Here is a 14,010-nt window from a genome sequence, read left to right as displayed (position 1 = left end):
ATGGCTGGAGCACGTAAGGATCCATATAGAAAGTTTAGGTACCGCGTTGAAGTGGAAGGTATTACTCAAGCAGGCTTTAATGAAGTTTCAGGTTTTGATGCATCTATTGATGTAGTGGAGTATCGTGAAGGTAATGAGGTAATTACCCCGCGTAAGCTTCCCGGATTAGCTAAATACGGAAACATCACCCTTAAATGGGGAGTCACGGATTCCATGGATATGTACAATTGGATTCAGGCTACGATTCAAGGAACAGTTACTCGTAAGACAGTAACGATTATCGCAATCAACGAAGCAGGCGGCGATGTGGCTACTTGGAAGGTTATCGAAGCTTGGCCATCCAAATACACAGCACCTGATTTCAATGGTACCGCTTCTGAAGTAGGAATTGAACTTTTGGAAATGGCGCATGAAGGTATGACAAGAACCAAATAATAAGTTAACTTGAAAATTAGGGGACGTAAAGCGAGAGTGTGGAGCGTGAGCACTCTGCTTTATACCCCTTTTTTTCTCCAATAAAACTAAGGGAGATTATAACCATGGCATTTAAGACAGAATTTGATTTCGAGCTACCAAGAGGTTATGTGGATGAGGAAGGGACTTTACATAAAAGAGGTATCATGCGTTTAGCTACAGCTGCTGATGAAATTCTGCCAATGAGAGATCAACGTGTCCAACAAAATCCAGGCTACCTATCGATTATTCTATTAACACGAGTAATTACTAAGCTCGGTGATGTTCGTGGGATTGACACACGTACTATCGAAGGGCTATTTACAGCCGATCTTACTTTCTTACAGAACTTCTATCGTCAAATCAATGAATTGGAAAGTGTTTCTGTTAAAACTTCATGTCCTAAATGTGAGCATGCTTTTGAGGTTGAAATGGCTTTTCAGCCCGTGACGGAGGGAGCTTAGTCGGTTATCCCGTTGACAAGATCTATGAGGAAGCAGGCTTTATTGCCTATTATTTTCATTGGCCTCATGACGATATTATGTCGATGGAACACCGCGAACGTAGAAAATGGTGCGAACAAATTTCCAAAATTAATCGCAATATGAATGACGAACCGGAGAATCCATTTGATGTATTCAATAAGAGGTGACATGAGTGGTAACTGAAGCAGATAAGAAAAAATGGGCAGACCATAAAAAGGTCGTCGTAGCCTTTCGCTTTGAAATAGAAATAAATGGTTTAGTGGAAGCTGGATTTAATGAGGTTTCTGGTTTGCAAGTTGAAACGGAATTTGAAGAGTATAATGAAGGCGGTTTAAACGAATATACCCATCGTTTTCCAAAACGAATCAAATATCCACCATTGGTTTTTAAAAGAGGGATCATTCAATCTAATACCTTATGGGACTGGTACCAAGGATTTACACTTGGGACAATCAAGCGAATGGGCGGCGCCATCATACTTAACAATTCTTATGGTGTAGCCATTGGAAGATGGGAATTTGTTAATGCATATCCCATTAAATGGATGGGACCAACCTTAAGTGCCAATAAAAGTGAAGTTGCGATTGAAACATTGGAAATTGTTCACAATGGTTTAAAGGCTATTATTTTAGGCAAATAGTAAGGGGTGAATTCACATGATCAAGAATACGACTTTAACACCCCATAGGTCTTTATATATTCCGGATCATAGCCAGTTTGCATTGGGCATCATCGGTAAATATCAATATACGACCGATAATTATTTAGGGATGCTTGGTCTAACCTTTCGCGATAATGTAGCTACAGAAGCCTTAGATGCAGCACCTATTTATCAATATTTGATTCAATTACGATTGCAAATTCTCCAGCTTCAGCATGTTAATAATCGCTTTATGGGTTCAAGATCTGCAACCTTACAAATGCTTCAAACTAAATTAAATTCGAATATAGAGCTCCAACAAATAAATCAGCTGCTTTCACAGCAAGAGATTACCTATTCCAACCCAACTACACATAATCAAGCTATTTCTAATCAATTGATCGAACGCAGAATACAGGCAAGTAAGCTGCTTTCAACACCAGCATATGGCCGGACCATCCAAACTATTCAACAAGCTGTTATGCAACAAACTTTCCGTTTAGCTGATCTTAGAGTGCCTGCCAGTGAACGAGATGGTGCACATAACTCAACTACTATTTTTGATGTTCAAAATAAACAAGCCACTTACCTCAATAATCATCATATCCAGCAGTGGAACCCTTTGTTAGAGAAAACTTTATTTCGGGACTCCAGAATTTCAACAGAAAATATCACCACAACCACTGATCGAACGCAGACCGTTGCCTTTATCAAATCGCTTATTCAAATAGATCCAATTCCGCCAAGTGCTAATCAAACATGGAATCTTGCAAAACCAATTGTCGAAATCAAACGTTATAGCACAAAGCTAGTTGATAAGAAGCTGATTAACAATAGGGTAGAGCAAACGAACTCAAGCTCTCTATTTCCTGTAGAAAAAATCTTCAATATCTCAAACCAGCTTTTAAATCATCCAACTACTGTTAATAACACGAATACTTTAAACTCACTATATTTTGAAAATAATCCAGCTGCTAGCAAGCTTACAAATAATTATCTAAGAAATTATAATTCCGTATTTGGTTCTTCTTTTGTACAATACATTGCGAATAAGCTTACACAAACCCATGTAGAGGCTGAACAATTAGTAACAAACAAGGTATTACTAGTTGATCGCAGCTTAGTTCAACGAGGTTTATCGATCGAAAATGAACATTGGAATGAGAACCTAAATTTAACTATAGCAAGCCAAAATTCGACAATTGAGAACAACCATATAAACAATCTTCAAACGGATCAAAGTATCCATAACATTCTCTTTAAAAGAATGCCGATAAGCTCCTCATTTATCCAAACGATTATTGAAAAACAATCTTACTCTTTGAATGAAATCAATGAGAGCAGTCAATACAATGAGTCAAGACAAATAAACGAAATTGAAAATAAGCTAAATATTTCATCGCGTTTGCATCTTATAATTGGCAATCAAAATACGAATGTCGATGCTAGCAGAACTGATTTTATCAATGAACAAAGTAACCATAATTATTTCTATAAGAGAATGCATGAGCGCAGTAATTTTATCCAATCGATTATCGAAAAACAAGCTTACTCAGATAGTGAATTTGATGTAGGCAATTTATATGAGGAATCTACAGTAATAAATCAAAACAAGCAAAGCATTTCTTCACGTTTGCAGCTTATAATTCGCAATCAAAACACGAATATCGATGCTACAAGAAATGAACTCAACAATGAACAAAATAACCATAATCATTTCTATAAGAGAATGCATGAAAGCAGTAATTTTTTCCAATCCATATTTGAAAAGCAAGCTTATTCAGAGTATGTGTCCAATGAAAATAATTTGTACAATGATTCAACAGAAATAAGTCAAAGCTCGTTAAACATATCTTCTCGCTTGCAGCTTATTATTCGCACTCAAAACACGAATGTCGGTGCTACGAGAAATGAACTATTAAATGAACAAACTATCCTTAATTTATTCTATAAGAGAGTACATGAAAGCACTAAATTCATCCAAACTATTCTTACGAAGCAAGCTTATTCACAGCATGATAACAACTCTTATACTAAGACTACTGAAATAAACGAAAGCCCTAGAAATTCGCTGCAAATCAAACATACTTTACTTAAGAACTTAAATATAAAGGGCAATCTTTATAAAAACGAAATTTCACTTTCAAGTCTGCATTTTGCTAATGCTTTAATTCATAAATTCGATGATGATTCAACTGCATCCAACCACACAGAATTCAATACCAAGCTTATACTAAAAGATAATAAACAAAATAGTTCTGAAACAGCTAGCGAGCCTATTCACGTTACTAATCGTGTTTATCTTAAATCTAATTTTCTATATACGGATACTAATTCCCAGGTCTATCAGCAATTCCGTGTCAACCTTTTGCAGTCCAAGCAGGTTTTTAAAGCCTTAGAATATCCGGTTTCACCCGTTCAACTAATGAATCGTCTATTTACTAGTCGAATCGTGCAAGAGCATATGAGTGAACAAAACATAATTATGCAGCTAAACCCCACAAATTTAACTCATCAGACTCTAGCCAATTATCCAACAGAGATATTCAATGAGCAAAGGTTAAGCTCATGGGTGCAATTGAATTCAGTGAAAATCGAGCAGCAGTCTGTACTAAACCATAATTATGTGGACCATATACAACAAGACATTGAACATTCCCTATATACTAATTTAAACACCTTGCAGCTTATTGAACGTAATTATTCAACTGAGACCTTGTCCAATAACAATCAAGCTTATCATAATCTAACTATTTTACAGCAACCTAACCAACAACAAAATGTACAAAAGTTTCTATCATTTAAGACAAGCATAAGTCCTAGCTTATATCAGAAGTTTTCCTTAACTCAGAATAATCAGCAACTCCATGAAAGCAATTTAAATCGAACTTTAATAGATATTCAAGCCAATACGGTTGTCACTTCAATAAACCAGTCTAATCTCATCGAAAAAGTCGTTCAGACACATATCAATGATTGGTCAGCTCAAATTCAGTACATCCCGATAACCTCGGTTAATTATTTATTGGACCAGATAACGAATGAAGCAAAAACCAGCTTTAATGAAATAAACGTCAATTCTGTCCAACATAATAATCAAGCTTTAACGCTAGTTGAACGTAAAAATTTTGCTAGTAGCGAGTCTTTAATTCAGTCTGTGGGACTAGAACGTGTTTCCATTCTTCAGCAAAGTAAGGAAATCATCCAAAAGGCAATCTTTTTGAAACAAAGATCAAGTAAATTGCAAGAAATGAACAATAAGATTTCAATCCATGTTAAGGCTAATAATCCTAATTACGTATCGTTTGTTTGGAATAGTAGAAACATTCTGCAAGAAATAAGCTTGAACTCTGGCTTAAACCCAGCATTGATCCAACAGCTTTGGTTGAATAATAGGTTTGTTCAACAATCGACAGCTCATTCAGTCAATAATAACTTTCAGCTTCAACCTGAGCTAGTTAGACATATTATTCAAGAACGAATAGGTGATTTATCTCAAATCATTCAGCTCAATTCAACACAGGTAACAAATCAGCTATTACAGCAAACTAATCATAAAGCTGATCTATTAATCAAGAATGTTGATATTGCTGCTGAGTCTATATTCAGTAATAATCATTCTATAAAACTTGTAGATCGTTTACTAATAGATCGAGGTTTTTTGAATAAGACTTTAATCATCAAACCTCAGCCAACAATTCATCATCATATTGATTTATTAAGCTTAGTTCAACAATTTAAGGCAGTACCGGCACAACTAAGCTTTTCTTTAAGACAATTAACCAGTAATACAGATATTCAATCCACTCAGAATACTTATAATCAATCACATTCAGGTCCGGCAATGACAGTAATAACTAGCTTAAGTCCATTGATTTATAAAAAATATACTTTACAATTACTTCAGAATCGATTGACTACCAAACCTGTTAAAAGAAGCTTAAAGCGAATTATTACTTATAAAGATGGGGTATTACTAGATCAAGATACTGCTAATATCGAAACCAATAATTTAACCGAACGAATAGTAAATCAACGTATTCATGCTTTGTCTTCCTTGATTTTGCAAATGCCAATATCGTCTTCAAATCTTTTGCTGCATCAACTGAATATGGACATTTATAGTAAAACTGAATTAGCTAAGCAAATCGAACATACCCATTCTCAAGGTAGATTAGAGCTGGTGGATCGTAAAGTAATCGAACGAGGTGGAATTTCAAGCTTACTTACTGAAACCTATGAGCGAGTTTATAATCGATTAAGCACGACAGAGAGTATGCTTAAAGCTGCAGATTGGGTAACCTTAGATCGTTCATCCATTCAGGACACTGTGAAAATATTTAGCCAAGAACGTAATCTTTCACGGAAATTGACGGATAACCTCTTATCCAAAGTAACCAATGAATCTTATATTACCGGCATCCTTAATCATTCTCTGAACATGGTCGTGAAAGAATCATCCAATCAAACAAACTACAACCAACAGAATCTAACCGCTAAAATTATTCATGAGCGAATTGGTGGAGCAACCTCGGTATTGCAGCTTTTTCCTGATCACCATGAGAATTTACTGTTTTTTGCCAATCATCCTATAATGACAATCAATCACTTATTGGAAAAGAATACGCAACTGTTTAAAGAGAAAACAAGCTTGAAATTAATTGATCGCATGCTTATAGATCGTGGTTTACAAGCTGCCGCAGTTGCAGTTAATAGTCAGCAGAATGGAACCAACCGACTAGCAACGGTCATGCAAGTTCTCGAAAGAGCTGTAAAAGATGAGCTGGTTAGATCGTCAGTCAATAGACAACCTGTACCAAATCTACTTCAGGTTATCCATCAGCTTAAAGATCACAGAACAGAATTGCATAGAACCAGTGGACCAGTCATCAGTTTTTTAAGCAGCTTGAGTCCACTTATTTATCAAAAGTTTTCGTATCGCAGTCATTCAACTAAGTTAGTGCCGACTCAGCAGATAAAACGTAGATTAACAGAAGCGATATCCCAACAACAAAACGTAGATCACAGGGATCTTGCACTAACTTCTGTGTATAACACTATTTTAGCTGCAAATAATAACCAAAATAATACCAACCCAACAACGATTCTACGAGATGTAGTGGAGCATGCGGATTCAGTAACATTAACCTATCACGAGAATCTGACTGAAAAAATAGTTCGAGAACGAATCAATGAAATCAATTATTCCGCTCAATTAATGACATTAACTAATGACAAACAAATCTCAACTCAAGCTCAAATACAGGTAATTACACAAGCGCAGCAAGAGCTGGAACAACAATTATCAGCAGTTGATTCTATAACAGCTTCTAATGAAACAAAAACGCGTCCGCATTTAGTGCTCGTAGATCGCAATTATACAGATCATACTATTGTCCAATCCGTTACCGATACTTTATTAAGATCAAGAACTCAGGAACGTCCAAGACCAGAGATATTAATGGATCGAAATAATCGTTCTGTCATTCCATTCCGTGCGCGGGAGGCATTATTGAATACATCATTTCGCTCAGCTGAGACGCATATTTTGTTCCGTGAGCTGCTTACCAAGAAAGTCGTTAGCGCACAAATCAATGATATTCTAACACAAACGGATCATTCCGTTTCCATGCATTCACTACAGAAGAATCAAATCAATCAACAATTTATCGAAAAAGTAACGACACAATTGATAGTAGCCAACGAACGAAATCTAAGCACCGAGCGTGAAATTCGCAATGAGAATACCGAAAGCTATGAACGATCACTTATTAGTAACACGGAATCATTCTTAGTTAATCGAAGAAATAGTCATGAAACAACGGAAACTTCAGAAGAAATTGCTGCTTTAATGGCACAATCAGAAACTACCCTTGAATATTTAAAAACCAAATCCACATCAGCTGAGCCGATCCAACAAAGCGTGGCTAATGTATTAAATCAGAAGGAACAATTAGCTTCCGCAACAGATCAAACTAATGGCAAAGTGACACCGATCACTAAGCTCGAATTCGATAAAATTGTCGATCGTGTCTATAAAGAATTGCAAAAACGCTTCACGTATGAAAGACAAAGACGAGGTATGTAGGGGACTGAAGCAAAATGGCCTTTGTAAAAGCGAAAATTTTTGTCGATATTTCGGGTACACTTGAATTTGAAAAACAATTCGATGTTCTATTCAACCCATCTGATTACTCGATAGCTTCCTCCAATTCATATAATTGGGCAAAAGTAAAGGGACTCTCGTTGCCAATCGCTCAGTTTGACAGTGGAGAAAGCGACACCTTGACTATGGAGTTGTTTTTTGATACTTATGAGGCTAAATCCGATGTGAGATTCCACACCTCAAAAATCAGCGGTTTACTTGATATCATTCCCGATTTGCATGCTCCGCCTGTAGTACGCTTTGTTTGGGGAAATCTTAACTTTACTGGCGTTGTAACGAATGTCTCGCAAAAGTTTACGATGTTTTCTGGAGAAGGTGTACCTGTTCGTGCAACTTTGAATGTGACCTTTAAGGCATGGATGAGCAAATCGGAGCAGCTCAAAAAGCTGCCGAGAAATTCAGCAGATAGGACTAAACAGAAGACGATCAACCAAGGGGACCAATTGTGGATGATTGCTGCTAAAGAGTATGTAAATCCAGCCCTATGGCGTGATATCGCTAATGCCAATGGAATTGACAACCCACGCCTGCTTCAATCAGGTAAAAAAATAGTAGTACCGCGGCTGGAGTGATGATTAATGGGTGACTTAACCTTAGATGAGAGTACATTTACCTTTGAGGATCTAGAAAAAAAATATGGTAACTTCTATTCCCCAACTGTCGAAGTGATTATAGAAGGGACCAAAATAGTCAGAGAAACGCCCGCTGCTATTACAAAGGTTGTCGTAGAATCCAGTATAGATTCAAAAGCGGATACTTTCTCGTTTGTGGTCATTAATGCTTTCGATCTGATTAAACGGGAATTTCTTTGGGTAGATGAGTATTTTGCATTAGGTAAAGAAATAGAGATTCAAATGGGTTATGTCGATAAGCTGGAGACGGTTTTTTCGGGAATAATCACATCGATTTCCTTTACTTGCGAGGATGATACACCTAATATTATTATTAAAGGGATGGATAAGTCATTTCTAATGATGACTAGCAATAAATCGACCTCTTGGGACAAAAAGAAATTCAGTGATATAGCCACAGAAATTGGTGGAAAATACGGTCTTAAGTCTGTCGTCGATGCAACAGCTAATCAAATGATCAAAATTGCCAAAACAGAAGAGCAATCTGATTTTCAATTCCTGGCTGACTTGGCCAAAAGAACCAATTACGATTTTTTTGTATTTGGCAAATCCTTGTATTTTCGGAAGCCTTTAACGAGCATGACACCAGTGGTCAATCTCATGTGGGGAATTTCCTTAATTAGTTTTAATGCCGATGTGAATCTGGCTTCACAGGTTGCTTCCTATACTGTTCGCAGCTTTAAAACGAATAAAACGGAAATTATCGAATCAAAGGCAGTCTCAACCGATATCAAGAAATTGGGTACCAACACTAAAACGGGTGCTGATTTGTTAAAAGCCATTGGCTCGTATTTCGACCGATATGAATCCAATAAGGTTTTGGACTCCGCGGATGAAGGCAAAGATATAGCCAAATCCAAGCTCAATCACGTTTCGATGGATTTAATAACTGGAAGTGGCCAATCCCTTGGTATGCCAGAGATTAAAGCAGGTCGATATATCAAGCTAGAGGGACTAGGCAAAAAACTCAGTCAGCCTTACTATATCTCAGCTGTTACCCACACAGTTGATGAGAGTGGGTACAATACCTTTTTCTATGTGAGAGGAAACGCAATATGAATTTTGATGATTTGTTTCAAGCGCATACGGAATACTCCAATCGTGTCGATGGGGTTATGGTGGCCATTGTTACGAATAATGAGGACCCGGAAAAGCTTGCTCGAGTTAAGCTAAAGCTGCCTATTCTTGATGGCGAGCATGAAACCGATTGGGCTCGAATTGCAACTTTTATGGCGGGCAAGGATCGCGGCAGCTTATTCATCCCTGAAGTAGGCGATGTGGTGCTGGTTGCTTTCCATATGGGCGATATCCGCGAGCCTTTCGTAATCGGCATGCTCTGGAACACAGACCAGCCTTCACCAGAAGCAGGCAAGGATAATAACATCCGTAAAATCAAATCACGAGAGGGTCATGAGATCATTTTTGGTGACGATGCCGCAGATGGAAAAATTACCATTAAGACAAAAAAAGGACAAATTGTTGAGCTTATGGATAAAACTGATATAATTAAAATTGCTGAAAAAAGCGGAAATAACTCGATTGAAATCAAAGGCGGCTCTGCCAATGAAATTACAATCAAAAGCAGCACCTCCAAAATAACCATGAACGCTAAAGGCGACATCTCCATCGAGAGCTCAAAAGCGATCAAAATCAAGTCAACACAAGTCCAGATCGAAGCATCCGCCCAGCTTTCTCTCAAAGCCGGCGCCGCCCTCGACATCAAATCCGACGGCATGATCACCATCAAAGGTTCTTTAGTTAAAATAAACTGATCTAACTGTTTATTGTGTTGGTTTGTGGTTGGTTTGTGGTGTTGGTTTGTGGTGTTGGTTTGTGGTTGGTTTGTGGTGTTGGTTTGAGGTTTAGATTTAAAGTTTAGCATTTAAATGCATGAGTAGTGGAGATGCTGTATGTACCTAAGAGGTGACTTTTGCAGACGTGTTTCTTCGTTCCGGAGGCCCATTAAATAAAAGGAAACGCGTCTGCAACGGAACCCGTGGTGCATATAGGATCGCAACTGTGAATAGTTGTAGTTTTCTGTTTTATCTTTATCTTTATCACTAAATCTTCAATCACCAATAAACTTTTAGGAGGTCCCCTATGGGAAATGCATTTTTAGGAAGAGGCTGGAAATTCCCAATTCAAGTCGATGAGACAACAGGTCGCATCATGACATCTGAATTTGAAGAAGATATCGCCGAATCCATACGCATTATTATTGGTACCACCAAAGGTGAAAGAGTCATGAGGCCCAATTTTGGCAGCGGTATTCAAAAATTCCTGTTCGGTTTAACAGACAGCACCACCATTAACTTATTAAAGTCAGAAGTAAAAGAGTCGATTAGAGAATGGGAAGCACGTGTTGGCGATATAGAAGTAGAAGCAGAGCTGGATCGCAGTCAATCAGGCAAATTATTAGTTACAGTTTCTTACATAGTTCGTTCTACCAATAATATGCATAATCTAGTATTTCCATTTTACATAAATGAAGGATCCAAAAATTAAAGATAATGGGGTTATGCGATGATGAAGGCGAAGAATGGAGGTGAATTTATGCTTCCGCCAATGATTGATACTAGAGATATGCAAGCTCTAATTCAAAAAATGAGTGAAATGGTGCCTTATTACACACCAGAATGGAGATTCACACCAGAGGATCCAGACCCAGGTACAGCTTTATTCTCGATTTTCTCTGAGATGTTTATGGAGAATATCAAACGCTTGAATCGTACGCCAGTTAAGAATTTTATTGCCTTTCTTAATTTGCTGGATGTATCGATTTTAACAGCTAAGCCAGCATCATCTTATGTAACGTTTAATTTAAGCTTGGGTGCCCAAGAAGCGGTTTATTTACCTGCCGGAACTCAAGTAACAGGCAAATCAACCGATGGCAAGGATGATCTAATTTTTGAAACCGAGAAAAGCATGTTAGTTACTCCTGCAGTACTTAGTTCTATTTATAAGGTTAGTACTAAACAAGATAAAATCATTCAAATTTCCGATTCCTTTAATGAAGACCGCAAAGACGACAGTTTATTTCCGATTGCTTTGTATAATTATGAGCAAGGTGAGAATTTGCAGCAGCATAGCTGGTACTTAGGTCATGATTATTTGTTTAATATTAAACAAAGCGCACGAATTGAAATCACAATTACCCATTCCTTACAGAAATTCATGGAACAAACCTTATGTGGAAAATTAGCGAATAATCAAAATATAGAATGGTCATTTAGCGGGTTAGAAGGCTGGATTCCATTTGACGAAGTTAAGGTTGAATCCAATCGCTTAATCCTAATTAAAAACAATCAGCATGAGATTGTAGAGCTGGAGCTGGAAGGTAAAACAAATCGTTGGCTGCAAGGCAAAGTCAAACCAAGGATGTTAGAGGAAATCACTCTGAAAAATGGTGATATCGTTATCGATGGGATTCAAGTTAAAGCCGATTATTATGATCATTTACAGCAAGGTGGGATTGCACCGGATCTAATTTTTAGCAATGATCTGCAACTGGAGAATGTAGGGATGTTTCCATTCGGTGAACAGTTTCTGCCTAACAGTACTTTTTTCATTTCAAGCCAAGAGGTTTTCAGTAAAAAAGCAGCGCAGATCCATTTGCAATTCTCCTTAAAAAATGTTTTAAATCGTATCTACCCTGAGATTACTCAAGAGGTAGACTGGAAGCTGATTATGAAAGAATCTAAGCTAAAGCAACCAGAGGTTACTTATATTTCTGTGCTGAAAGTCGTTTGGGAGTATTGGAATGGAAATGGCTGGGTTTTACTATTCTCCAATAAACAATATGATGAGATCTTCTACAAGCCAGGTGAAGAAATTAAGTTCCATTCATTGAAATTCAAATGCCCATCTGATCTGGAGCAAACCTTTGTTAATGCCCAATATAATTACTGGATTCGGGCGCGGATTCTGACTATTGAGGATATGTATTCTGCTAATTCAATCTATTTAACACCATGGGTTGAGAATATCTCTTTGCAATATGAATATGGTGCTGCACAACATGAGTTTATGAATATATTTGCGACGAATAACCTAGAGAGCAAGAGCTGGCTTAGCTCTGAACAAACGAGTAAAAAAAGCTTTAAACCGTTCTTTAGTCTAGAAAGCAAATTTCCTGGCTTCTATATGGGGTTTGCTTCTAAGCCTGCAAAAGGGCCGATAAGCATCTTTTTCTCCTTAGTACCACAAGCCTATACGGAAGATCAGGTTCCCTTGATTGAGTGGGAATATTTAAGCTTAAGAGGCACTAAATTGGAGTGGGCGCCGCTTAAGGTTGCCGATAAAACCGATCAGTTCATCCGCAGCGGTACGATTAAATTTGCTGGTCCGCTAGATTTTGCTAATGCTTCGTTGTTTGGCAAGACCCAGTATTGGATTCGCGCTGTTAATCGTGATGGAAAGTTTGATCGGAATAATGAATTGCAGCCTATCCCAGCCGTAAAAGGAATTTATTTAAATACAACTTTAGTGATTCAACAAGAGAGTATCGAAAATGAGCTTCCTGATCCAATAGGTGAAGCAGGCAAAGAGGAATATGTACTATCCCGTTATCCGGTTGTTAGTGAAGCCGTATGGGTAGACGAAACCAGCCATTTTGGCGAGGAGGATATTCTTGCTTTTCAAGATGATCCCGTGCATTCGCTTGAAATCATACGTGATTCTGAAGGCCATATTCAGAAAAGCTGGGTCAAGTGGCTGAGAGTAGAGAATTTCTATGAATCAGAGTCCAATGATCGCCATTATATTACCCATCGTTCATCTGGAAAAATCCGATTTGGAGACGGGAAGCACGGTAAAGTTCCCCCTAATCCCGGAAGAGATAAAATTAAAGTCAATTATAAAATTGGCGGAGGAAAAAAAGGCAATATAGCCGCTCATCAAATCCAAAGCCTGCAGAATTCAATCGCCTTTATTCAATCCATCGACAATCCTGAGCCCTCTGGTGGCGGCTGTGACATGGAAACACTAGGCGAAGCCTTACGGAGAGGTCCACAGCTAATCAAGCATCGTAATCGCGCTGTGACCGCTGAGGACTTTGAATGGCTGGCAAGACAAGCAGATTCGAATATAGCAAAAGTGAAATGCCTATCGAATGTAAATGCCAACGCTGTGAAGGAAGCCGGGTGTGTAACGGTTGTTGTTCTACCGAAGGGTGGAAGCGCAGGACTAGCATTCTCTAACCTGAAACGTCGTGTCGAGCAATACCTCTTGGAACGTGCTGCTAATTCGATTGCTTTTCCAGAGAAAATTCAAGTGATTGAGCCTGCATATATCGAAATATCAATTTATGCAGATTTAGTCGTAAATTCAATAGAAGATATAATTCCTACTGAAATGGATACTAATGCCAAGCTGACTGATTTTTTAGATCCTTTCCGCGGTAATTATGATGGTAAAGGCTGGGACATTGGCCAACGGATTCATAGCTCAACCTTCTATGCTTTGCTTAAGTCGATAAGTAACGTAAATCATGTCGCCCAATTATCGATGACCCTTAATAAAATCGAGCAAGAAAAGCGCACGGAAATCAGTATGGAAGCTTTTGATCATATCCAACATGGTATTCTAGTAAATGGAATCCATAAAATCACGGTGAATGTACTATAGATAGAAAAA

10 protein-coding genes are annotated in these 14,010 nt (G+C 37.9%); all 10 read left to right on the top strand.

All coding sequences use genetic code 11. The features are described 5' to 3' along the window. Positions 1 to 435: a phage tail protein gene (locus EHS13_RS18160; RefSeq protein WP_155701721.1), complete on the top strand. Its 435-nt coding sequence runs from the start codon at positions 1 to 3 to the stop codon at positions 433 to 435. Between the two features lie 104 nt (positions 436 to 539). Then, entirely contained in the window at positions 540 to 917 is a 378-nt protein-coding gene (locus EHS13_RS18155; protein ID WP_155701720.1) for a phage tail assembly protein, read from the top strand. Between the two features lie 20 nt (positions 918 to 937). Then, on the top strand, positions 938 to 1,105 hold the full coding sequence (locus EHS13_RS37380; RefSeq protein WP_319633433.1) for a DUF6760 family protein: 168 nt from the start codon (positions 938 to 940) through the stop codon (positions 1,103 to 1,105). A gap of 5 nt (positions 1,106 to 1,110) precedes the next feature. After that, the gene (locus EHS13_RS18150) at positions 1,111 to 1,578 is read left to right on the top strand and encodes a phage tail protein (RefSeq protein ID WP_155701719.1); all 468 of its coding nucleotides are present in this window, start codon (positions 1,111 to 1,113) and stop codon (positions 1,576 to 1,578) included. A 16-nt stretch (positions 1,579 to 1,594) separates the two neighbouring features. Beyond that, the gene (locus tag EHS13_RS18145; RefSeq protein ID WP_155701718.1) at positions 1,595 to 7,666 is read left to right on the top strand and encodes a hypothetical protein; all 6,072 of its coding nucleotides are present in this window, start codon (positions 1,595 to 1,597) and stop codon (positions 7,664 to 7,666) included. Between the two features lie 14 nt (positions 7,667 to 7,680). Next, positions 7,681 to 8,316 (top strand): CIS tube protein, encoded by a 636-nt coding sequence (locus EHS13_RS18140; protein ID WP_155701717.1) that lies wholly within the window; start codon positions 7,681 to 7,683, stop codon positions 8,314 to 8,316. Between the two features lie 6 nt (positions 8,317 to 8,322). After that, on the top strand, positions 8,323 to 9,435 hold the full coding sequence (locus EHS13_RS18135; RefSeq protein ID WP_155701716.1) for a phage late control D family protein: 1,113 nt from the start codon (positions 8,323 to 8,325) through the stop codon (positions 9,433 to 9,435). After that, a complete protein-coding gene (locus tag EHS13_RS18130; protein WP_155701715.1) occupies positions 9,432 to 10,148 on the top strand; it encodes a phage baseplate assembly protein V in 717 nt (238 codons plus the stop codon). The genes EHS13_RS18135 and EHS13_RS18130 overlap by 4 nt, the downstream gene beginning before the upstream one ends. Positions 10,149 to 10,476: 328 nt before the next feature. Beyond that, positions 10,477 to 10,881: a GPW/gp25 family protein gene (locus EHS13_RS18125; protein WP_155701714.1), complete on the top strand. Its 405-nt coding sequence runs from the start codon at positions 10,477 to 10,479 to the stop codon at positions 10,879 to 10,881. 18 nt (positions 10,882 to 10,899) lie between these two features. Continuing rightward, on the top strand, positions 10,900 to 14,001 hold the full coding sequence (locus tag EHS13_RS18120) for a baseplate J/gp47 family protein (protein ID WP_155701713.1): 3,102 nt from the start codon (positions 10,900 to 10,902) through the stop codon (positions 13,999 to 14,001). Positions 14,002 to 14,010: the final 9 nt, after the last annotated feature.

This window comes from Paenibacillus psychroresistens (genome assembly GCF_009728935.1).
GTDB lineage: Bacteria > Bacillota > Bacilli > Paenibacillales > NBRC-103111 > Paenibacillus_AC > Paenibacillus_AC psychroresistens.
The sequence above is the reverse complement of the archived record's forward strand: the minus strand, read 5'-3'. Positions and strand labels throughout refer to the sequence as shown.